This window comes from Actinokineospora cianjurensis (assembly GCF_003663795.1).
Taxonomy (GTDB): domain Bacteria; phylum Actinomycetota; class Actinomycetes; order Mycobacteriales; family Pseudonocardiaceae; genus Actinokineospora; species Actinokineospora terrae.
This window is the reverse complement of record NZ_RCDD01000012.1, coordinates 18,505-40,334: the sequence shown is the minus strand read 5'-3', so window position 1 is coordinate 40,334 and position 21,830 is coordinate 18,505. Positions and strand designations below refer to the sequence as shown.

Genomic DNA, 21,830 nt, shown 5'->3' with positions numbered 1-21,830 from the left:
AGGTCACCGGCTCCGGCGACAACCTGAAGGTCAACGACGCCAACGTGATCTGCGGCGGCGTGAAGACCGCCAACGCCACCGTGTACCTGATCGACACGGTCCTCATCCCCCAGAGCTGAGCCGCCACGCGGCCCCGGCCCCTAGGACCGGCTTGCGGGGAAGCGTGACCGCTCCAGGCTGTGCCCGCTGTCCCCACCCGGGACCAGCGGGCACAGCCCGTTCCGGCCTGCGTACCGCCAAGCGATCACGCGGGCGCCGAAGTCCGGATCGTCACATCGGCGACGCGCTCGACGACGGACGCGACCAGGACCACACCCCCGTGACCGGTGCGTCACCCGAACGCGGGACTTGGTGGGCGGGTTCGGACATGCGGGGGAACTCTGTAAGCGACCACTGTGGACCCGGGACGGCCGGGTGGACCAGAGCGCGGTGACCCTGCCGAGGTCGGCGGCACCGCGGGCGAAGGCGCGGGTGGCTTGCGATGGCAGTGCTGCTGTATCGGCTCGGGTTGACCTCTGTGCGGCGTCGGGTGCTGGTCGCGGTGGTGTGGTTGTTGGTGTTCGTGGCGTCCGGGGTGGGGGCGGTGACGCTGTCCGGTCCCACGGTTACTACCTTCCGGATCCCGGGGCAGGAGTCCACGACCGCGCTGGAGCTGATGGGGGAGCGGTTCGGGTCTGCGTCCAGTGGTGGGTCCGCGCAGGTCGTGGTCCAGGCGCCCGCGGGTCGGACGCTCGTGGAGACCCAGGTTGCCGAGCAGGTCAGTGGGATCGTGGCCGAGCTGCGGCGGCTACCGGGTGTCGTCGCGGCCACCGATCCGGTGGACCCGGCCAACCCGGTCGTGTCCAAGGACCGGCGCATCGGCTACAGCACGGTGTCCTACGGCGTGACCGCGCCCGAGGTCACCGACGACCAGCGGACAGCGCTGACCTCCCTCGTCGAGCGTTCACGCGCGGACGGCCTCACCGTCGAGGTCCGGGGTGACGTGTTGCAGGCCAAGGGCCAGGTCGGCGGGCCCGCCGAGATGATCGGTGTGGTCGTCGCGCTGCTCGTGCTGGCCATCACCTACGGGTCGCTGGTCAGCGCCGGGATGAACCTGCTGACCGCGGTGGTCGGCGTCGGCATCGGCGCGCTGGGGATCACGACTCTCACCGGGTTCATCGAGCTGCAGGCGACCACCCCCGTGCTGGCGGTGATGCTGGGCCTGGCGGTCGGCATCGACTACGCGCTGTTCATCATCACCCGCTTCCGCCACGAATTGCTGGCCGGGCGCCCGGTCGAGGAGGCCGCCGCGATGGCGGTCGGCACCGCGGGGTCCGCCGTGGTCACCGCCGGGCTCACGGTGGTCATCGCGCTGGCCGGGCTGTCCGTGGCGGGCATCCCGTTCCTGACCGAGATGGGCCTCGCCGCGGCGGGCACGATCGTGTTCGCGGTGCTGATCGCGGTCACCCTGGTCCCCGCGATGCTGGGCTTCGTCGGCCGCAAGGCGCTGCCGCGACGGTCCCGTGTGGAGGGTTCGCCGGTGCACGCCGACCACGGCTTCTACCGCCGCTGGTCGCACGGTGTGACGCGGCACCCGTGGCTGACCCTTCTCGGCGCGGTCATCGCGCTGCTGGTGATCGCCATCCCGGTGCTCTCGCTGCACACCTCCCTCGTCCAGCACCCCGACCGCGACAGCACCCAGGCCCACGCCGAGCAGCTGGTCGAGACCGGCTTCGGCCCCGGTTTCAGCGCGCCCCTGCTGGTCCTCATCGACGGCGCCGACGCCGTCACCCGCGCCCCCGCGATCCGCGACGAGGTCGCCGCCCAGTCCGACATCGCCGTGGTCGCGCCCCCGCGCCCCAACCAGGCTGGCACCGCCGCGCTGATCACCGTCATCCCGGCATCCGGGCCGGACGCCACCGAGACCAACGACCTCGTCCACGCCCTGCGCGACAACATCGCCGACACCGCGGGCGCGCAGGTGTACGTCACCGGCACCACGGCGGTCAGCATCGACATCTCGCACAAGCTCGACCAGGCGCTGCCGATCTACCTGGCGCTGGTGGTCGGGCTCGCGTTCATCCTGCTGATCCTGGTGTTCCGCTCGATCCTGGTGCCGGTGGTCGGCGTGCTGGGCTTCCTGCTGACCATCGGCGCGGTGCTGGGCGCCACGACCGCGGTGTTCCAGTGGGGCTGGCTGTCGGCGGTGGTCAACAGCAACTCCACCGGCCCGCTGATGAGCCTGTCGCCGATCATCATCGTCGGCATCCTGTTCGGCCTCGCCATGGACTACCAGGTGTTCCTCGTGGCCCGCATGCACGAGGCGTACGCCCACGGCGCCGAACCCCGCCCGGCCATCGTCACCGGCTTCGGCCAGTCCGCCCCGGTCGTGGTCGCCGCCGCCACCATCATGTTCGCCGTCTTCGCAGGCTTCGTCCCCGAGGGCGACGCCACCATCAAACCCATCGGCTTCGCCCTGGCCATGGGCATCCTCTTCGACGCCATCATCGTCCGCATGATCGCCGTCCCCGCCGCCCTCACCCTCCTCGGCCACCACGCCTGGTCCCTACCCACCTGGCTCCACTGGCTCCCCGAACTCGACGTCGAAGGCGCCGCCCTCGAACGCGACATCCCCACCCAGTCCAGCACCGAACCCACCCCCGAATCCCACCCAGCACCCCACGACGCCCACCACTAGAGCCCTGGCCGCCGGACAGCTTCCCTTCGATTTCCGCGCGTGACCGACGGCGATCCTCGCCTCGGCGGCGGTGAGACGGTCCGAACGTTCTCGATGTCTGTCGCCAGGCCAGGGAACCGCGACCAAGTTGAGGAATATCGCCAGGTTGCTCGATTGTGCAGTCTGACCGCAGGCAGACAGGCGGTCCTTTGTAGCCGGTCCACCGCAGGTCCCCACGCGGCCCGCGACACAGGGGTGCCGGACCTTTCCTGATCGTCCACCGCATGGTGGTGGACCCGCTCGCCGTGTCGATCTGCCCACGCCCGTCCAGATCATCGGCCGCGTCGGCCTGGACCGACAACCGCCGCTCGCCCCAGGCCCAGATCGTCCCGGCCGAGCTCGTGATCGGGCAGCGTCTCCACGCAGGAGTCAAGATCGGAGTTGAGGCACCTCGATCGCACTACGCCCCGACTTCCGGCGGATCGCGACCAACGCACTAGCGACCCGGGCAGGAGTGCCTGCGGAATCGGGGCCTACGGCGAGCCGTACCAGAACCCACAGCGAACCGTCCCCGTCCGAGCAGGACCAACAGCCGGCTCCCCGTCAGCCCTCAGGGTCCGGGACCTCGTCCTCCGCCTCCGAGCGGATCCACTTGAGCTTGACCTCGAACTGACCCTGCAACCCGGTCCGCGCGATCACCGCGCCCGCCTGCACGTCCAGCTTCACCCCGAACTTGATCTCGATCTCGTCCGGGCTGTTGGCCATCGCGCGGAACTGCCCGAGCGCCGCGGAGGCGGCGGCCCGGACGTTGGCCAACGCCTGGTCGAGGGTCTCGGTCGCCTCGCGCAGGACGGTCGCCGCACGCCCCGCGCGGGCCATGCCGGGCTGTTCCTCGACCTCGATCGACACCGTGCCGCCGCCGTCGAGGCGGTATTCGACGAACTCGCTCACCGGTTTCCCCTCATCGTCCACAGGCGACATCGAGTCGCTCGTCGTCGGCCAGGCCCACCCGCACCCGGTCCAGGTCGGTCAACAGCGTGTCGAGCTGGGTCGGGTCGGCCAGGTAGGCCAGGGCGGCCCGTTGGAACGCGCCGCTCATCCTGGCGGGCATCAGGTCCGAGGCGTCGAAGCAGAGGCCGGGGGAGTCGGCCAGTGTCCTGGCTATCCGGGTGCTGATCTCGGTGCCGTGCTGCTCGACCGCCCGGCGCGGGGAGAAGGCGGTGCCGCGCGCGGGCCAGATCCGTTGGCCGTCCGCCGAGGCGAGGTAGGCCATGAACGCGCGGGTGGCGCCGGAGTCGGTGAACGCGACCGCCAGGTCCGCCGAGACCTCCGCCAGTCCGGCGTTGCCCGGCTCGACCGAGGGGAACGGGAAGTAGTCGGCGTCGCGGTGGCCCCCGATGGCGAACGACGCCTGGTGCTCCAGCGCGCACCCGCCCCCGGTCAGCGACTTGCTCGCGTCCCCGAAGTCGGTGACCAGCGCGGACCGCACGCCGCCGCGGACCGATCCCGGCGGGAAGACCAGGGAACCCCACGTCAGCCACGCCTGCCGGACCGCTGCCGACGTCCACGCCTGCGTCCCAGCCGCCCACCGCCGGTACACCTCGGGACCGGCCTGGTGCAGCAGGATGTCCTCGACCCAGTCGGTGCCCGGCCAGCCGGACGCGGGCGCCGCGGCCAGGCCGACGCACCACGGTGCCCGCCCGGCGGTCCGCAGCCGCTCGGTCAGCGCGATCAACTCGGCCCACGTACCCGGTGGCGCCGGAACCACCGCCGGGTCGTACCAGACGATGCTCTTCAGGTCGACCTTCACCGGGATCGCGTGCACGGTGTCCGTCCCGGCTGTGCGCAGTGCGCGCCACTGGGCGCTGTAGGCGTCGGGTGCCTCTCCGACGACGGCGTCCGCCATGGGCTTCACCGCTCCCGCGCGCACGTACCGCACCACCTCGGCTGGGCTGGGCAGCACCGCGATGTCGGGTGGGCCGCCCTTCTGCACGTCGGTCTGCAGCACCTGGGTCAGCGCCCTGGTCCCGGTGTAGGTGACCGCTATGCCGGTCTTCTCGGTGAACGCGTCGAGCACCGTCCGGAACGCCACCTCCTCGTCGCCGGTCCACGAAGCGAGCACGGTCAGCGTCTCCTGGCGCAGACCGCATGCCCCCGAGGACAGCAGGAGCGCGGTGAGCAGCAACGGCACGAGTCTTCTCATCGCGACGAGTACCTGTATTCCTCCAGGCGCGGCCGCAGGCCCACCACGACGAGCACGGCGACGGCCAGCAGCGCGGGAACGGTCAGCACCACCCACAGCTCGGCGACCCCGGCGAGCCGCTCGTACACCGGCCCGACCTCGGCGACCGCGATCGCCCGGTCCGGCTCGGCCACGGTCGCGGGCAGGGATCCGACGAAGGCGTCGACCGCGTCGCCGCACTGACCCGCGCACTGCCCGGCCAGCAGGTCACCCAGCTTGCGCTCGCCCACGAGCAGGAACGCGTCGGCGGGCATCGACACCGCGGCCACCGCCTCGTCGACCGCGGCGACCTCCCGGTGGGCATGCCCGACGACAACGGCCAGCACGGCGGCCACCAGCCCGGCCAGCACCGTCGCGGCGATCAGCGGGGCGTTGAGGGCGCGCCGGAAGCGCGCACGCAGGAACACCTGCGTCCACACCAGCAGCACGAGCAGCGCGACGGCGGGCAGCGCCCACAGCGGGACCACCCAACCCGACATCCACCCGTGGCCGAGTTGCTCGTCGAGCGAGGCCCGCTGCTGGGCGGCCAGCACGTCTAGCTGGGCGAGGATCCCCGAGTCCGGCGCGGAGAGCAGCCGGTGCGCGTCCCACAACGCCGCGATGCCCAACGCCGATCCCCGATCGGACCGCAGGAACGAGTCGGCCCGCCCGACGGCGCCCGAATAGGCGACCACGAGCCCTTCCACCACCTGCAGGGTCCGGCTCGCGTGCTCCCCGGCGGCGTTGTGCTCGGCGATCTGCGCGAGCCGTTGACCTGCTTGCGCGAGTTGACTTTGGTAGTCCTCACCAGGCCCCGTCAGCCTGGCCTGCCCGGTCTGGAAGCTACTCATCGCCGCCGCGTCAGCCCGTGCCAACGCAGACCGCACGGCCATGACCTCTAGGAGCGCCGGTGCCGCGGTTGACCCTGCCGTCCGCACTGCCCCTCTAGCTCCGCCCACCGCCGCGACCGCGCAGACCAACAGGGCCAAAGTCAGCGCTAACAACGCCGCCTGCCGCCACCACACGCGCGCCCATGTGGTCACTGGTCGAACCTCGTGCCGCACTGAGGACAGGCCGTGGTGCCCGCCGGGGATATCCGTTGGCAGGTGCCGCAGGTGATGTTCGGGCCGGTCGCTGCCGGTTGTGCGGCAGGGGGTGGATCGGCGCCGGTGATCGTGGCGCCGAGCAAGACTGAGAACGCGTCGCGCGGACGCACGTCCGGACGGAGCCGAACCCGGCCGGTGCGCGCGTCGTCGACCTCGACCAGCCTGCGGAGGCGGTGCAGCGCCTCGGCGTCGCCCAGTTCGGTGGCCAGGCGCACCGCCTCGCCCCAGTGCCGTTGGGCCTCGGCGGTGTCGTCCCTGCCGTGGGCGTTCCACCCCGCGGTCATGGCCGCGCCCAGTTCGTCGCGCACCAGGTAGCTCTGCACCTTGGGGTCCAGCCTGCTCGACAACACCTCGTCCGCGGTGAGCCTGGCGAGCACGGCCACCGGACCGGCGACCACCTCGCCGTCGCTCGCGAGCAGCTCCACCCGGCCCACCTGGACCTCTTCAGCGGCCGAGAGGCCCGCCGGGTCGAGGTCGAGGCTCAGCAGGAACTCGCGGGTCTCGGCACCCCACGCCCCGGTGTCGACCTCCGCCGTCCGCGTGGTGGGCCGCTGGAGATCACCGGTCATGTCGACGTCGTCGGGGGACTTCTGCCACAGCGCGCGCACCGTGGCGTACGGCATCGTGGTGATCCGCAGCCGCAGCCGGGCCAGCACCTTGCCGGTCGCGGCGTCGATCACCCGGCGGAAGTCGGCGGCGAGGTCGGCCTCGGCCACCACGGCGTCGGCCCGTCCCCGCAGCGCGGTGGTGGTCTCGCGCAGCACCAGCGGGTCCCAGTCGTCGCCGATGCCGCGGGCGTCGCAGGTGAACAGCCCGGCGCACTTGGCCAACTCCGCGCGCAGCACCCACCCCGCCTCGGACTGGTTGTGCCCGTCGGTCAGCAGGATCGCGTGCTTGATGTGGTCGGGGTGGTTCGCGAACAGCTTGCGGGCCAACGCCAACCATGTCCCCATCGCGGTGCCACCCGCCGCGGCGAGCCTGCGCGCCGCCGACTTGGCCGCTGACCGGTGTTCCGGGGTCGCGGGCACCAGACGGGCCTCGGCCGGGTAGGCCATCGACGCGGACTCGGTGCCCTGCACCAAGGCGAAGAGCACGTCGTCGCGCACCGCGTCGATCGCGGCGACCGCGGCCTGCCGGGCGGCGGCGATCTTGCTGGGCGGCCAGTCCATCGACGCGGAGCAGTCCATCAGCAGCACCACCGCCGAGGCCGCCGACGGGTGCCCCGCCGCGCCGCGCACGGTGATCACCGCGGGCACCGCCGGATCGGCCGCCGAGACGTAGGTGTTCTGGCTGACCCGCAGGTCCACCGCGGCCCGGCTGCCCGGATCGCGGCCGGTCGCGGGGTTCTCGTGGGTCACCACCTGGTCATCTCCCGCACGGTGTTGGCCAGGTCGACGAGGGCGCCGTGTTCGAGGCGCAGCCGGGAGCGCTTCGCCAGCCGCCGGTACGCCTCCTCCATCCGGGCACGCAGCCCGGGTTCGGCCACCGGGTCGCCCAGGACGTCGGCGATCCTGGCCGCGCGGGCCGGATCCTGGTCGTCGGGCAGCGGGAAAGCCCTGCCCGCCAGCACGTGGGTGAACGCCGCGTGCAGCACCACCAGCGTGAGCCGGTCCCGCGACTCGCCCCCGTCGTCCACGCCGTCGAACAGGTCCACCGCGCGGACCGCGGCATCGGCGAGGTCGGCCGGGGTCGGGTCGTGGTCGCCCAACCGCGCGGACAGCACCCGCACCGCCGCGACGTTCGCCGCGTCGTGATGCCGCGACACCCGGGGCACCTGGTCGAGCACCTTGATCGCGGTCGCCCGCTGGTGTTCGCGCAGCGCCAGCCGGGCGAGCCCGAACGCGGCGTTGGCCTGCGTGTGGTCCCGGTTGAGCACCACGTGGTGCAGCCACCAAGCCTCGTCGAGGTGTTGTGCGCCTAGGTGTTCGCAACACAGCGCCAGTGCCAGCTTCGGCGCGTCCTCGCCGGGCAGCATCGTGTAGACCTGGTTGAACGAGGTCCGCGCCGCCGCGGTCCCGCCGTTCGCGAGCGACATCAGGCCGGTGTGCCAGTGCGTTCGCCAGTCGTTCGCCGATGACCCGCCGAGCAGGTCGGTGGCCCGGCCCAGCGCGACCGCTGCCTGCTCGGTCTCCTGGCGGCGCAGGTGCGCCCGCACGCGGCAGAAGGCGATCTCCGGGGTGTCGGCCCCGGTCTGGTCCAGCTTGCGCAGGAGCGCGCCGGGGTCGAGGGCCACCAGGTCCGACAGGAACGTGACCGCCGGGTCATCGTGGGCGATCGCGGGAGCGGGCAGGCGCGCGGCGATCTCGGCAGGCGCAGGCGGGGCAGGTTCGAAGGCAGGCACACCCCGAGCCCACTGCGCGAGGCCGGGCACCACGCCGAGGCCGCCGTCGAGCAGGTCGGCCGACTCGGCGAACCAGGCCGACCTGGCCGGCCGCTGGGAGCCGTCCCGCAGCGACCGGATCTCCCGGCCGACCGCGTCGAGCTGTTCCCGCATCGCCGCCACGGAGGGGAACCGCGCGTCGTGGGTGGCGGTCGCGCGGTCGAGCAGCCGCGACAACGACCTCTCGGCGTCGTCCGGGTCGGGCGGCACGGCTTGCAGCAGCGCCCGCAGCGTCTGGCCGATGGCGTAGATGTCGGAGCGGACGGTCACGCCGTGGACCTTGATCTCGTTCGCGTCGACGCTGAACCCGCGCGTGTGGACAGGGGGACTGTCCTTGTCCTCGACCGGTCGGGTCGCGCCGAGGTCGATCACCTTGACCGTGCTGCCCGTGTGCATCACGTTGGCGGGGGACATGTCGCAGTAGAGCAACCCGGTGTCGTGCAGGTAGCCGATGGCGGAGAGGATCCGCTCGGCGTAGACCACGACGTGCTCCAGGCGCAGCCCGGCCGGGTCCAGCACCACCTCCGCCAAGGTCCTGCCCGCGACGTACTCCATGACGATGTACTCGTCGACCGGGCTGTCCGGTCGGTCGTGCCGGGGGTGGCCGACGAAGTCGACGATGCGCACGATGTTCTCGTGGTCGAGCCGGATGAGCGTGTCCCGCTCCACCGCGGCGAGCTCGAGCGCCCGGACGTCGCCGGAGTTGATCACACCCTTGAGCACAACGAGGTTGTCGCCGAGCCGGGTGTCCCTGGCCAGGTAGATCCACCCCAGGCCGCCCCTGGCGACCGTGCCGCGCACCGCGTAGCGGCCCTCGACCAGGTCACCCGCGCGCAGCTTCGGGTTGAAGGAGAACGCCAGCCCGCACGAGCCGCAGAAGCCCTCCATCAGCGACGGCTGGCCCGCGAACCCCTGGCCCACCGGTTTGCCGCAGCGCGGGTTCCCGCAGAACTGGCGGTCGATCGGGTAGGACGTCGCCGACCCCAGCCGGTCGACCGGGTCCACCGAGCGCGCGGGCGGCAACACCGCGGAGACCTCGCGCGTGGCGCTGGAACCCCTGGCCCAGAAGGCGGGCCGGTCGGTGGTCGGCACGATCGCGCGGGGCGACACCTTGCGGCCGCACTCGTCGCAGTAGCCGGTCGGGCTCACCGGCACCCCGCAGTGCAGGAGCGGTTCCGCTGGCTCAGCGACCATGGATCTGCCTCCGGACGGCCAGGACGTAGGCCGACACCACGGGCTCGGCCGCGTCGATCTGACAGGGTCGGGCCGCCATCGCGCCAGCGGCCGGGCGGTGTACGGCAGAAAGCCGCTCGTCCTCGAGCAATCCGTGGTCGACGGCCAGGGCGTGGTACGCGCGCAACAGGTCCATGGCGTCGCGGTACCGCGTGTGCAGGGCCTCGACCTCCTCGGCCGCCGCGGTTGCCGCCCGCTCGGCTCGCTCGGCCTTGCGTTCGGTCGAGGCCAACGCGGCACGCACCCTCGGCGCGTCGACCCCGGGCACCTCGGCGCTGAGCACGTCCAGCCTCAGCCGCAGTTCCCGCGCGGACAGGTGGATCAGCGGCAACGGGCCGACGACGGCACCGACCTCGGCCAGCCTGCGCAACAACGCCTGCTCGGTCCGCTCCAGGGTGTCGAGCCGCTCGCCGAGCACGGCGGTCCTGGCCACGATCTCCTCGTCGAGCCAGCGCCGCGCCTGGTCGAGGCCGGGGGAGCTGTCATCGCTGAAGTGCAGTTCCACCTCGGCGCCCTCGGCGAGGGGTTTGGCCAGTTCGTGCAGCACGACGTCGGGTTGCCGCGCGAGGTCGACGTTGGTCAGCGCCACCAGGACCGGGGTGGACTCGCCCGTCGGCCCGGACCTCGCGCGGATCACACTGTCATGCAGCCGCTTGCCCAGCAGCTCGACGGGGGTGCTCGCGGCGTCGAACTCCACCCTGGTCCGGTCGGCGGTGGGCGCGCGGGGACCACCGAACCTGACGATGCCGGGTGCGACGACCTCGGAGCCGACCCACTCCGCGATCCTGGGGACGTACCGCACCAGTGTCCGCACCGGGACCATGCAGGCGAGACCCTCGCCGTCGTCGGTGTGCGCGGTGACGACCATGCCCACAACGGCGTCGGTTTTGTCGTCGATCACCGCCGCGCCGCTGAATCCCCGACGCACCAACTGACCCGGCACCCGCGCGTCGAGTTGCACCCATTCGCCGTGAGGACCGGTCGAGCCCGCCAGCACTGCCGCGCCCCAGACGCCGTCGGGGTGTTGGCGCGGGTAGCCGTATGCGCGCACCTCGCGGTTCCTCGGTACGCCGAGGCGGAGCAACATGGCACTTACGTTGGTCGGCGGCGGGCTGGTGAGGCGCAACAGGGCGATGTCGGCGCTACCGTCAGCCCCTTGCGGCGCCCAGCAGTCCGGTAGTACGACGGCTGCCGCCTCCGGCTCGCCTCGCATGGCGTCGAAGGTCACTCGGATCGGTTGCTCGGGGGCGGTCCGTTCGGCCGCACCCACCGCGGCCGACACGACATGCGCGCACGTGAGCACAATCCCGCCCGCTAGGGCAATCCCCGCTCCCACGGCATCACCGCGGGCGTCACGTACCTTGACCCGCCAAGGCTCTGGGACTCCACTGTCCGCACCGGCCCACACCCCCGGCGACGATACGGACCACCGGTGTCGATCTTCACCACCATCCGAGCAGACCACTCGTTCGGCCTACACGAGACCCACCCCGCCCGCACCGTCGGATGATCACCTGAACGACAAGGCGTCTACCAGCGAACCGGAGTGCCAGGTTCACTCACTGCGTTGGAGGCTGGGTTCGAGGACGTACCGGAGGCGGCGGAGCACATCGCCACCGACTGGTAGGTCAGTGAGGTCACGTAGGTCGCGGACAGTGACGTACACGAGTACCGCGTAGCCGGCGAAGTCGTCCTCCATCGGATCGTCATCCGGGGTGGGTTGAGTGACGATCTCGAGTTCGTCCCCGAGGGCACACAGGTATACGCCCACATAGGAGCTCTCCCGGAGTTCGAACTCAAGACCGGTCGCGGCAGCGATGGCACTGCCCACCTCCTCCAGGGACGCGGTCAGGGCTCCATAGAGGATGTCGGGTACACCCACTACTGGAACCTCCCCAGTTCTGTAGACGCGCGACGCAGCCAGAGCATGCCACACCCAACACGGCAGAGGTTCCGGAGTTTGGGGCGCTCTTCTGCCGGATTCGACATGCGCCGCCACCTGCCTGCCTCGGGCACGAGTGTTAAGCCGCACATCGGCGACAGCGCGGGCGGGCCAAGGGCTAGACCCAGACCACGCAGTTGTCGGCGGCCTTGTTGCCCATGACGCTGACGATGCCTGCTCGGCCGTCGGCGAAGAAGCGGGTGAAGATGCCCGCGGGGCGGCCGCCGAAGAGGAGGGGGCCGAGGACGGGGGCGATGTCGGCCTCGTGCGGGGTGTCGGCGTCGTCGCTGATCAGGGTTGCGCGGCAGGTGGCGGGGGTGATGAACTCCTGGACGATGCTGGTGCCCGTGGCGGCCGCGGCGACGACGGCGGTCTCCCACTCGGCGGCGTCGGTGGTCGAGCCGATGAGCACCTGCTTACCGCTCATCCCCAGTCCTTCCTTCAACACCAACCGCTCCCGGTTGTCCACTGTGTACCGCACCAGGTCCACCGGCCGGTCCGCGACCGTGGTCTTGCGGTCCGACAGCACCCGCGTCCACGGCAGGTACCGCGCCACCAGCGCCCGCTCGGCCGCGCTCATCCACGGCCGCCCCTCCGACAGCAGCCCCATGGTCAGCTTGCTGGCCAGGAACGTCGAGGTCTGCGTACCCACCAGCAGCACGTCGTTGTCCAGCGCCTCCTGGACCGGCGCGGTGTCGATGCCCAGTTCGTCCCAGTCCGGGATGGTGAAGTTGCGCAGTCCCAACGGATACCGGAGAGCCGCAGGGCAGTCCCACGCCTCGTGCAGGTCCTCCGGCGAGAAGAACCGCGCGCGCAGGCCGTGGGCCGCGTAGTAGTCGGCCTCGATGTCGAAGTACCGGGTCGACTCGACACCCTGGTCGAGCGCGCTGCCCACCAACGCGACCCGCGGCGCCACCCCCAACTCGGCGGCCAGGTCCTGGAACATCCGGGCCCGCACCGCGAACGGCGAGTGGAACCCGAACGGCACCCGGCCGTCGGTGTCACCGTGCAGCGCCCGCCACACCAGCATCCTGCTGTGCGTCTCGACCGGACCGCCCAGCGCGCCGCTGACGTTGAACTCCAGGAACCGCGGCCCGTCCGGCCCGATCACCACGTCCGGCCGGACCACGCAGTCCGCGTACCGTTCCTCGATGAATTGGTCCGCGACGAACAGTTGGTTCTCACTCTCGGGCATCCCGTAAGCCGCTAACCGACCCGCAGTCGTGTCCGCCGTCTCCAGGGCTACCCGACGCACCAGGTCCATCAGCGCCACCGTCGCCCGGTAGAGCTCGGCGTAGGACGCGCGCGGCAAGGCCAGGGGAGCAGCGGGCATCAGCGGCTGGTAAGGCCATCCGGTGTCGCGGATCTCGTGCCGCAGCATGTCGCGGATGGTCGCGGGCGCGGCGGCCGGGGCGATGAGGTGGTCGCCGAACCACGGGTGGTTACCGGACATCGGGATTCCTTCGAGGTGTCTACTGTGGACTAGGGCGTGGCGGGGTACGGTTCTGGCAACCGACGAGAGGGAGACCGATGACGCTGCGCCAGGTGGGGGACAACGAGTTCGTCGAGGAGCACGGCGGCGACTACGAGGACTTCACCGCGGGCATGGTGATCCGGCACTGGCCCGGCCGCACCATCTCCGAGACCGACAACACCTGGCTGACGCTGCTCACCATGAACCAGCACCCGCTGCACTTCGACACCGCCTACGGTGCGAAGGCCGAGTACGGGCAGGTCCTGGTCAACAGCGGCATCACCCTGTGCCTGGTCGGCGGGATGACCGTGCAGGCGCTGTCCGCGCGGGCGGTGGCGAACCTGGGCTGGGACAAGGTGCGGCTCAAGGACCCGGTGTTCGTCGGCGACACCCTCTACGCCACCAGCCGGATCCTGGCCAAGCGGCTGTCGAAGTCCCGGCCGGGCAACGGGATCATCACCGTCGAGACCACCGGCACCAAGTCCACCGGCGAGACGGTGATCACCTTCGAGCGGTCCTTCCTGGTCCGCTGCCGCGAGCAGGGCTAGCACGTCAGGGCGGCCGCGGCGGCGGTGTCCTCGATGGCCATGCCGACGCCGCGGAACACCGTCGTCCGGCCATCCGGGACGTACCCGCTGGTGACCAGGTCGCCCAGTTCCACCAGGTCACCCGGCCCGATCAGCCCGGCCCCGATCGCGGCCCGCACCTCCCCGGCGTCCTCCAGCGCGGCGTCGCGCTCCTCGACGACGACCAGCGCGGTGCCCAGCAACGCCGGGCCGACCTCGATGGCCTCCTCGTCGGTCCCGCCGATGATGTTGACGTGCGCACCCGGCGCGATCCAGTCGGCCCGCACCACCGGATCGGTACCACTGGTCGACGTCGCCGTGCAGATCACCGCGGCGTCGGCCACGGCGGCCTTGGCGGTGTCGTGGACCTCGACCCGGTGCCCGAACTCGGCCCGCACCCAGTCCGCGAACTCCTCGGTCTTGGCCGGGGTTCGCGAGAACACCCGCACCGACCGGATCGGCCGCACTGCGGACACGGCCCGCACCAGCGCCCGCCCCTGCACACCCGCGCCGACGATCGCAAGATCCTCGGCATCGGCGGGCGCGCACAGCCTGGTCGCCAACGCCGCCACGGCGCCCGTGCGCACGGCGGTCAACTCTGCCCCGTCCAGCAGCGCTGTCACCTGCCCGGTCGCCAGGTCGGTCACCACGACCACTCCGTGGATCAACGGCAACCCACGCGCGGGGTTGTCGGGCGTCAACGTGGTGATCTTGACGCTCCCCACCCCCCGCCGCTCCCAGATCGCCGTCCCCGCCAACAACTGCCGATCCACCCCATGCCCCACAACCGTCCGCGACGGCGAGTTCACCTTCCCCGCCGCGAGATCCCCAAACACCTCCGCCAGCGCGTCGACCACCCGCACCTCAGCCCCCGCCATCTCCGCCGCCCCGATGACCCGCATCAACCCACTCCTCCCTTTCTCACGCCCACCCATCCGATGCCAGCCCCGTGACCAGGCGCACCCCGGCCCAGCCCCTGCCGACTTTCACCCGTTCCAGCGACAGAAGTTATCCACATCTGGATCTTGTGACCCCCTGTTCCAAGATCCACTGTCGGGGGGTGCCGATAGACTGGCACTGGGACGCCCCCCGGAGAGGGTGGGGGCTGGGCAGGGTCGGGACCGCGGGCGCGAAGCGGTTGCGATAGGGTGAGAGTTCGTTGTGGTGTAAGGGATCCAGGTGGGGCTGAGGACCGGATTGGCGTTGACGGGTGTGCGCGGTGCCAGGGGGCCGCAGGGTGCGCGCGGTGCGACAGGGCAGCAGGGTGCAGGTTGAGCAACCGGGGGTCGAGTCCACTCGCGTCGACAAGAGGCTGCGATGGGGCCTGCGGCGGGGCAGGAGAGGCCGACCGGTCCGGGGGGAGCACGAGGGTCCGCATCAGACTGCTGTCCGACCCAGTTCGGTGACCACGTCGACGATGAGGTCTTCCTGGCCCGCGATGGCCTGGCGGCGGCCGAGTTCGAAGAAGACGTCGCGGGGGTCCACCCCCGCGCGGGTCGAGGCGTCGAGGACCTGGTGCTTGAAGCCGGAGAACACCCCGGCGAGGCCGCTGACGATGCTCAGGGTCCCGGTGGTCGGCGGGGTGGGCATCAGCTCGCGTTCGGCGAAGTCGGCCGCGTCCAGCAGGCCGTAGAGGTCGATTCCGGTGCTGAACCCGGTCCGCTCCAGCACCGGCACCAGCACCTCGAGCTGCGTGTTGCCCGCGCCCGCGCCGAATCCCCGCGCGCACCCGTCGATGATCCGCGCCCCCGCCTGCGCCGCGGCCACCGAGTTCGCGACCGCCATGCCCAGGTTGTTGTGACCGTGGAAGATCACCGGCACATCGACAGCCGCCGCGATCGCACCGATGCGCGAGGTCACGTCCTGTGGCAGGAAGTACCCGGCCGAGTCCATCAAGCCGACCGCGCGAGCACCGTAGCCCACCGCGGCGGCGGCGTGCGATGCCAGCTCGGCCGCGGAGGCCATGTGGCTCATCATCAGCACGCAGTGCCCCTCGGCGCCCTGCTCGGCGAGCCAGCCCAGGTGCCGCTCGGCCAGCGACGTCTCCGTGCAGTGCACACCGATGCGGATGACGTCGGCCCCGTGCGCAATAGCCTTGCGCAGATCGCTCGACGTGCCCCAGCCGGGCAACATGAACACGCCCATCTTGCTGCGGCGCAACGCTTCCCGAACAGTCGACAACATGAGGTCGTCGCTGACCGCCGCGCGCCCGACCTGCATGGACGACGCACCGAGGCCGTTGCCGTGCCCGACCTCCACAACAGGCACCCCGGCGGCGTCCGCGGCCTCGGCGTACCCGCGCAGTGCGGCGACACCGAGCCGGTGGCGCACCGCGTGCTGGCCGTCGCGCAACGTCGGGTCGTGGACCACCACCGGTGTCATGCCCGGGCCCCTGTTCCCGCGGCCGGGCTCAGCCGGGCCGCGTGTTGCTCGGCGACCAGGATGGCGGCCGAGTTGATGATGTCGAGGTTGCCCGCGTACGGCGGCAGCACGTCGCTGGTCGCGGTGACCTCCACCGACACCACGACCCGCTCGCCCGCCACCGAGCACGCCGTCACCTGGTACCCGGGCGCGAACGACCGCACCCGCGCGGCGACCTCGTCCACCACGGCACGCACCGCGGCAGCGTCCGCCCCGGGGATCACGGCGTGCACGGCGGTGCGGAACGTCGCGGGCGGCACCGCCGGGCTGATGTTGAGGATCGCCTTGGTCTCGGCGACGTCGGTGAACGTGGTGACCGCGTGCTGGGTCGTGGCCACGTACTCGTCGAGGTTGAGCCGCGTCGCCCGGCCCGCGATCGTGCTGGCCACTGTGGACACGACCTCGATGTAGTCGACCGCGAACCGCTCGGCCAGCGCGTGCGCGACCGGGATGGACGCCTGGCCGCCGCAGCTGATCAGGCTCACGTCCCGCCCGGTCACCCCGCGCACCCCGGTCACCGTCGGCACCACCATCTGCCCGATCTTGCTCGGCGTCAGGTCGACCAGCAGCGTCGGCACGTCCGCCAGCAGCCGCCAGTGCTCCCCGTGCGCGGCGGCACTGGTGGCGTCGAACAGCACGTCGAACGGCCGGTCGGCCGCCAGCACCGCATCGATGCCGCCGTCGCTGACCGGGTACCCCAACCGCGCCGCGTACGCCAACCCGTCGGACGCGGCGTTGCGGCCGATGACGAGCGCGCACTCGAGCACGGGGGAGCGGTGCACCTTGCTGACCAGGTCCTGCCCGATCGCGCCGGTGCCGATCACCCCCACCCTGATGCGACCCGCCAGTCCGAGCTCGGAGACGGTCATGGTGTCCCTCCGTTCCGGCCGAACCGCTCGGACCAGGCGTCGCCCAGCGCGACGGTGGCGCGGGCCAGGCGCGCGAACGGGGGGCCGACCATGTTCCCGTCCAGCACGGCGATACCGCCCTCGGCGGCGCTGACCGCCTCGGTGACCCGGCGCGCGGCCCGCACCTGCTCCGGGTCGGGCCGCAGCGCGGAGTTGATCGCGTCCAGCTCGCTGGGATGCACGGTCGCCTTGCCGTGGAAGCCCAGCTCGCTGACGCGGGTGATCTCCTCGGCGAGCACGTCGGGCTCACCGAGGCGGAAGTTGGCCGTGTCCACGCAGCCGCTGCCGTGCCGGGCGCAGGCCAGCGCCATCTCCTGGCGCGCGGCGAGCAGCCCCGCCCAGGTGATCGGCACGCCCAATGTCGCCGCCAGGTCGGCCGAGCCGAGCACCAGCCCGTCCGCGGCTGCCGCGATCGCGTCCATGTCGCGCAGCGCCGCGACCGTCTCGACCGTGACGTAGATCTGCGGGTGAGCGCCCGCCTCGGCCAGGGTGGACCGCAGCAGCGCCACCTCGACCGCCGACTCGACCATGGTCATCACCACGAACCCGGGCTTGACCGGCGACTCGGCGAGCAGGACCAGGTCGTGCACGGCCGCGAGCGTGCCGAGCTGGTTGACGCGCACCGCGGTGTTCTCGGGGCGCGGCGCCTGCTCCAGCGCGGCCCGGCACACCACCCTGGCCGCCGCCTTCTCCTGCGGCGGGACCGCGTCCTCCAGGTCGATCAGGTGCACGTCCGCGTCGTAGGACCACGCCTTGACCACCCGCTCCAGCGACAGCGCGGGGGTGTAGAGGATGCTGCGCGGGATGGCCCGGGCAGTCACGGGGACACCTCTGCCGCTGGGGCACCCACCTCGACCAGCACCTCGCCCAACCGCCGGATCTGGGCCTCGGTCTGGCCCGCGCGCAGCATGACCCGCAGCCCGGCGGTACCGCGCGCGACGATCGGGAAGAACACCGGTGAGACGTAGAACCCGGCCTCGTAGACCGTGCGGCCTGCGTCGATCACCGCGTCGTCGGGCATCGGCACGACCCGGATCGGGTAGCTGGTCCCGGCCTGCTCGGTGCTGATCAGCGAGTCGAACAGGGCGATGTTGGTGTTGAGCCGGTCCTGCAGTGCGACCAGTTCCGGGCCGCGGTGGATCTCGGCGGAGGCCAGCGAGGCTCCGACGGCGGCGGTGTTCATCGGCTGCGAGTAGCACAACGCGCCCGCGAACCGCTCGATGACTCTATGCGCGTGCTTGCCGTACCCGTCGAGCACGATCGCCGCGCCACTAGTACCGAACGCCTTGTTCAGCGTCGCCACGGTGATGGTGCGCTCGTCGCGGATCGGGTTGTGCGCGCGGATGTAACCCATGCCGCGCTCGCCGTAGGCGGACACGGAGTGCGAGTCGTCGTAGTAGACGAGCATGCCGTACTTCTCTTGCAGTACCGCCAGCTCTTGCACCGGGGCGTACCCGCCAAGGCTGTCAGCGCCGTCGACCACGTAGCAAACCCGCTCGTACTGGCGGCAGAGGTCCTCTAGGTAGTCCACGTCGTGGTGCGGCGCGGTGAGTACCTCGGTCTCATCAGCGCAAGAGGGCTTCGCGCCCGCCATCGACACGTGGCAGTTCTTGTCGAAGGCCATGACCGGCCTGACCCCGTTGCCCAGGTGTCCGGACGCTATGAGCGGTAAGAGGCCCGCGCTGGCCACGCCCGCGGAGATCGCGGTGATGACGTCGCCGCCCCACAGCTCACCCAGCGACGACTCCAGCTCCAACAGCGCCGGGATCTGCACGCGGCTACGCGGGATGCAGTGGTCGAGCACGCCGAACCGCCGCAGTGCGGTAACGGCGCCCTCGATCACGTCGGTGTGGGAGTCGAGGTCGAGGTAAGAGCAGCAGGTGAAGTTGACGAACTCGTGACCGGCCGCCGTGCGTAGGACACCGTTGTCCAACTCGGCGACGATCCCGGCGACACCCTCTTGTTCCGACCGGTCCCAGAAGGCGTTACCGACCCCGACGGCCTTGTCGTTGTTGCGGTACCGGTGCGTCGGGGTGATCACCTTGCGCGCGGCGACATCGCTGAGGTCGGTCATGACGCGTTCTCGGCGGGCTGGTAGTTGTAGACGCCCTTGAGCTTGCGGAACGCCGCCGTGTAGAGCGCGACACCGAGCACGTACGGACGGCGGAAGATCTTGGTGTCCTTGAGCCAGAAGTTCATGTTGATGTTCATGTCCTCCAGCGACTCCGCCTGGTGCCACCAGCCCAGCGGCAGGTACAGCATCTGGCCGGGCTCCAGGACCAGCTCGCGGCGCTCGGCGAGCTTGTCCACCAGGCGGGGGAAGCGGCGCGGGTCGACGTTGTCGAAGTCGAACGCCTGCGACTTGTCGCCGAAGCCCTGCCGGATCGAGCGCGGGTAGTACTCCCAGAACCCGGGCGGGGCCAGCACGAACCGCTTGCGGCCCTGCAGCGCGATGTTGAAGTTCTCCAGCTCGTCGAAGTGGCTCTGGGTGAACACGCCCTTGTGGCTGATCCACAGGTTGGCCGCGTTGAGCGAGCGCTGGTAGTCGAACAGCTCCTCGGCGTCGAAGCCGAGGATGGCGTTGACGTCGGCCGGGTTGTTGCGGATGTTGGACACGATCCGGTTCCACGTCCCCGGGTCGGTCAGGTACCGCTCGTCGGCGAAGAACTCGCTGAGCTGGATCTCCTTGGTGGTCCAGCGCTTCGAGTTCTGCTTGTCGCTCGGCTCGGTGAACAGGGTCACCCGCATCTGGCCGAGGCGCTCGGCGACGCCGTCGCGGCCCAGGCCCCTGATGCTGTCCGGCAGGTTGATGACCACCGGGACGTCGGCGCGGATCAGCGCCTCGCGCCCGAAGGCGAGGAACTCCTCGAAGTCCATCCTGGGGACCGGCAGGCCCCCCAGCTCGACCGGTTCTGTGCTCACTGCATCCCTCACTGTTCTCGTGCCGCCATTCCCGGTTCCACCGGTCTCCTCCTGCGCAACGCGGGCTGCCCGGTGGCGCTGAGGACCACCGCGACGACCGCGCCACCCACCGCGGCCCAGGCCGCCGCTTCGAACCCACCGGACTCCGCGAGCCAGCCGCCCACCCCGGTGCCCAGGGCGATGCCCAGCGCGCCCGCGCTGGAGAGCCAGGAGAAGCCCTCCGACAGCGAACCCTTGGGGGCCAGCGCCTCCAGCAGCGTGCTGCCCGCGATCAGGCCGGGCGCGATCGCGATCCCGGCGACCACGGCCAGCCCGGCCATCACCGGCGACGAGCCCGCGAACGCCAACGGGACCGCGCCGATCGCCAGCACCGTGCTCGTGGCCACCAGCAGCCGCTCCTGGGGCAGCCGCCAGTCGACCGCCCCGAACACCGCGCCCGCGGCGAGGCTGCCCACGGCCGTCAAGGAGAGGAATACCCCGCCCAGCCCCGGTGTCCCCTGTTCGCGGGCGAACGCCACCATCGTCACGTCCACCGCGCCGAGCAGGAACCCCATCCCGGCGTAGGCGACCATCAGCACCTGGACCCCGGTCACCGCGATCGCCCGCTGCCCGCCGCCATCGGGCACCGGTTCGACCACCGGCTCGGACCGGGTGTGCGCGGCGACCGCGATCGAGCCGACGGTGGTGAACGCGACGCAGGCGACGAGTCCGGCGGCCGGGTGCACGGCGGTCGCCAGCACCGTGACCAGCAGCGGACCGAGCAGGAAGATCGTCTCGTCGAGCACCGACTCCAGCGCGTAGGCGGTGCGCAGCGTGCCCTGCTCGACCAGCGCGGCCCAGCGCGCCCGCATGAACGAGGTGAACGACACCGACGCGCAGCCCGTGGCGATCGCGGCGACCACCAGCAGCGGCAGCGGGGCACCCAGGACGATGGCGATGACCAGCGTGCTCAGCGCGACCGCGTGCACCAGGCAGGTGGTCAGCAGCACCTTCCGCTGGCCGACGCGGTCGGCGAGCCTGCCGAGCACCGGGCTGGCCAGCCCCTGCGACACCAGCATCGCCGCGGCGACCACACCGGCACCGGCCAGCGACCCGCTGATCGCGGCCACCAGCAGCAGGCAGCCCAGCGACCGCATCGCGATCGGGAACCGGCCGACCACCCCGTACAGGCCCAGGGTGAGCGCGCCCGGCTCCCGCAGCAGCCGCGGATACGCCCCGAACCCGGATTTAGCGGCCCCTGACACAATGCTCCTGTCGGTGTGATTGAGCCCGTGGAATGTGATTGCCGACGGAAATACCCGCACCGGAGAATACCGTCGAACCGTGGTCCCCGCCGAAATGCGCACCGGCGCCCCCGTCACCCCCGAACCCGGCTCCAGGCGGCGATTCGCCATGTTAGGTGGGCCATCACCGGGTGTCAATTCCGCCGAACGCGACCACGACTGCGGCTGAACGGCCCAATCCGGCTCACCCGTGCCGGGGATTTTCGGCGGACCCGCGAAACCGATTTCGGCGGGAAAAGTCCGGTCTCGTCCACGTCCATTCCCTTTCCGTTCGCCGGTCGGTCGCTGCGTGCTCGCCAGGGTGGTCATCGCACCCACCGTGACGACCGTTAGGGGTGCGCGCCAGGTCGCAACCAACGACCTGGGGCGCACCGGATATCCGTTGACGCCGCTGGTCGCCCTGGGTGACGATGGCGCCGACACCCCAACGCCCCAGGAGTCGGACATGCCGAGCACCACCACCGACCGCCGCAGCCGCGGCGCACGCCTGGTGCCCGGATATCGGACGCCGGGCAGCCGGGGGCTCTTACGGTGATCTGACAAGGTCGGCACACCAGGAGCCACCCGCCGGGGAGTCCGGCCAGGGTGGCTTTTCCCATTCCGGACACCCCTAGTGGTTCCCTGAGTGATCCCGGCTCCTATGGCTCAGTGGAGAGAGCGCCGCGCTACGAACGCGGAGATCCCAGGTTCGAGTCCTGGTAGGAGCGCTGCCGTTGCG

At 71.3% G+C, this 21,830-nt stretch carries 18 protein-coding genes and 1 tRNA gene; 4 read left to right on the top strand and 15 right to left on the bottom strand.

Translation table 11 applies throughout. From position 1 onward, the window contains the following. Together CLV68_RS33035 and CLV68_RS33030 are read left to right on the top strand one after the other, a co-directional pair. On the top strand, positions 1-119 hold a 119-nt coding region (locus CLV68_RS33035; protein ID WP_211346864.1), incomplete at its 5' end, for a fasciclin domain-containing protein. Positions 120-481: 362 nt separating this feature from the next. Then, positions 482-2,677 carry an MMPL family transporter gene (locus CLV68_RS33030; RefSeq protein ID WP_121394969.1) on the top strand — a complete coding sequence of 732 codons (2,196 nt, stop codon included), beginning with the start codon at positions 482-484 and terminating at the stop codon, positions 2,675-2,677. 582 nt (positions 2,678-3,259) lie between these two features. Here the strand turns inward: CLV68_RS33030 and CLV68_RS33025 are convergent. The 8 genes from CLV68_RS33025 to CLV68_RS32990 form a co-directional block, all read right to left on the bottom strand. Continuing rightward, positions 3,260-3,607, bottom strand: a complete 348-nt coding sequence (locus tag CLV68_RS33025; protein WP_121394968.1) for a CU044_2847 family protein — start codon at positions 3,605-3,607, stop codon at positions 3,260-3,262. A 10-nt stretch (positions 3,608-3,617) separates the two neighbouring features. Then, the gene (locus CLV68_RS33020) at positions 3,618-4,859 is read right to left on the bottom strand and encodes an ABC transporter substrate-binding protein (RefSeq protein ID WP_121394967.1); all 1,242 of its coding nucleotides are present in this window, start codon (positions 4,857-4,859) and stop codon (positions 3,618-3,620) included. Beyond that, entirely contained in the window at positions 4,856-5,920 is a 1,065-nt protein-coding gene (locus CLV68_RS33015) for a hypothetical protein (protein ID WP_147460263.1), read from the bottom strand. Before CLV68_RS33015 ends, CLV68_RS33020 begins: the two co-directional genes overlap by 4 nt. Then, on the bottom strand, positions 5,917-7,341 hold the full coding sequence (locus CLV68_RS33010; RefSeq protein WP_147460262.1) for a VWA domain-containing protein: 1,425 nt from the start codon (positions 7,339-7,341) through the stop codon (positions 5,917-5,919). Before CLV68_RS33010 ends, CLV68_RS33015 begins: the two co-directional genes overlap by 4 nt. Then, on the bottom strand, positions 7,338-9,557 hold the full coding sequence (locus tag CLV68_RS33005; protein WP_121394964.1) for a tetratricopeptide repeat protein: 2,220 nt from the start codon (positions 9,555-9,557) through the stop codon (positions 7,338-7,340). Before CLV68_RS33005 ends, CLV68_RS33010 begins: the two co-directional genes overlap by 4 nt. Next, positions 9,547-11,004, bottom strand: coding sequence for a S1 family peptidase (locus CLV68_RS33000; protein WP_281274721.1), 1,458 nt, complete (start codon positions 11,002-11,004; stop codon positions 9,547-9,549). Before CLV68_RS33000 ends, CLV68_RS33005 begins: the two co-directional genes overlap by 11 nt. A 147-nt stretch (positions 11,005-11,151) precedes the next feature. Beyond that, complete coding sequence (locus CLV68_RS32995; protein ID WP_121394962.1) at positions 11,152-11,478, bottom strand: hypothetical protein; 327 nt, start codon at positions 11,476-11,478, stop codon at positions 11,152-11,154. Between the two features lie 178 nt (positions 11,479-11,656). Then, a complete protein-coding gene (locus CLV68_RS32990; RefSeq protein ID WP_121394961.1) occupies positions 11,657-12,991 on the bottom strand; it encodes a hypothetical protein in 1,335 nt (444 codons plus the stop codon). A 77-nt stretch (positions 12,992-13,068) separates the two neighbouring features. Here CLV68_RS32990 and CLV68_RS32985 point away from each other — a divergent pair, with 77 nt between their 5' ends. Continuing rightward, positions 13,069-13,560: a MaoC family dehydratase gene (locus CLV68_RS32985; protein WP_092786629.1), complete on the top strand. Its 492-nt coding sequence runs from the start codon at positions 13,069-13,071 to the stop codon at positions 13,558-13,560. Here the strand turns inward: CLV68_RS32985 and CLV68_RS32980 are convergent. The 7 genes from CLV68_RS32980 to CLV68_RS32950 all read right to left on the bottom strand — a co-directional run bounded on the left by CLV68_RS32980 (position 13,557) and on the right by CLV68_RS32950 (position 21,073). Beyond that, positions 13,557-14,480 (bottom strand): ornithine cyclodeaminase family protein, encoded by a 924-nt coding sequence (locus tag CLV68_RS32980; RefSeq protein WP_211346863.1) that lies wholly within the window; start codon positions 14,478-14,480, stop codon positions 13,557-13,559. The two genes, CLV68_RS32985 and CLV68_RS32980, sit on opposite strands and share 4 nt — an antisense overlap. Positions 14,481-14,955: 475 nt before the next feature. After that, positions 14,956-15,960: a 4-hydroxy-2-oxovalerate aldolase gene (gene dmpG / locus CLV68_RS32975; protein ID WP_121394959.1), complete on the bottom strand. Its 1,005-nt coding sequence runs from the start codon at positions 15,958-15,960 to the stop codon at positions 14,956-14,958. Then, a complete protein-coding gene (locus CLV68_RS32970) occupies positions 15,957-16,868 on the bottom strand; it encodes an acetaldehyde dehydrogenase (acetylating) (RefSeq protein ID WP_121394958.1) in 912 nt (303 codons plus the stop codon). The genes dmpG and CLV68_RS32970 overlap by 4 nt, the downstream gene beginning before the upstream one ends. Next, positions 16,865-17,728 (bottom strand): HpcH/HpaI aldolase/citrate lyase family protein, encoded by an 864-nt coding sequence (locus CLV68_RS32965; RefSeq protein ID WP_121394957.1) that lies wholly within the window; start codon positions 17,726-17,728, stop codon positions 16,865-16,867. The genes CLV68_RS32970 and CLV68_RS32965 overlap by 4 nt, the downstream gene beginning before the upstream one ends. Continuing rightward, complete coding sequence (locus tag CLV68_RS32960; protein ID WP_121394956.1) at positions 17,725-18,981, bottom strand: 8-amino-7-oxononanoate synthase family protein; 1,257 nt, start codon at positions 18,979-18,981, stop codon at positions 17,725-17,727. Before CLV68_RS32960 ends, CLV68_RS32965 begins: the two co-directional genes overlap by 4 nt. Further along, complete coding sequence (locus CLV68_RS32955) at positions 18,978-19,829, bottom strand: cupin-like domain-containing protein (RefSeq protein WP_211346862.1); 852 nt, start codon at positions 19,827-19,829, stop codon at positions 18,978-18,980. The genes CLV68_RS32960 and CLV68_RS32955 overlap by 4 nt, the downstream gene beginning before the upstream one ends. 8 nt (positions 19,830-19,837) lie before the next feature. Further along, a complete protein-coding gene (locus CLV68_RS32950) occupies positions 19,838-21,073 on the bottom strand; it encodes an MFS transporter (protein WP_211346861.1) in 1,236 nt (411 codons plus the stop codon). Positions 21,074-21,746: 673 nt separating this feature from the next. Here CLV68_RS32950 and CLV68_RS32940 point away from each other — a divergent pair. Further along, positions 21,747-21,819 (top strand) — tRNA-Arg (locus CLV68_RS32940). Positions 21,820-21,830: the final 11 nt, after the last annotated feature.

Excerpts from the sequence above, each read along its gene's own strand:
- CLV68_RS33030 (WP_121394969.1), top strand. The coding sequence starts at position 482 with ATGGCAGTGCTGCTGTATCGGCTCGGGTTGACCTCTGTGCGGCGTCGG.
- CLV68_RS33020 (WP_121394967.1), bottom strand. The coding sequence starts at position 4,859 with ATGAGAAGACTCGTGCCGTTGCTGCTCACCGCGCTCCTGCTGTCCTCG.
- CLV68_RS33005 (WP_121394964.1), bottom strand. The coding sequence starts at position 9,557 with ATGGTCGCTGAGCCAGCGGAACCGCTCCTGCACTGCGGGGTGCCGGTG.
- CLV68_RS32990 (WP_121394961.1), bottom strand. The coding sequence starts at position 12,991 with ATGTCCGGTAACCACCCGTGGTTCGGCGACCACCTCATCGCCCCGGCC.
- CLV68_RS32985 (WP_092786629.1), top strand. The coding sequence starts at position 13,069 with ATGACGCTGCGCCAGGTGGGGGACAACGAGTTCGTCGAGGAGCACGGC.
- CLV68_RS32980 (WP_211346863.1), bottom strand. The coding sequence starts at position 14,480 with ATGCGGGTCATCGGGGCGGCGGAGATGGCGGGGGCTGAGGTGCGGGTG.
- dmpG (WP_121394959.1), bottom strand. The coding sequence starts at position 15,960 with ATGACACCGGTGGTGGTCCACGACCCGACGTTGCGCGACGGCCAGCAC.
- CLV68_RS32970 (WP_121394958.1), bottom strand. The coding sequence starts at position 16,868 with ATGACCGTCTCCGAGCTCGGACTGGCGGGTCGCATCAGGGTGGGGGTG.
- CLV68_RS32960 (WP_121394956.1), bottom strand. The coding sequence starts at position 18,981 with ATGACCGACCTCAGCGATGTCGCCGCGCGCAAGGTGATCACCCCGACG.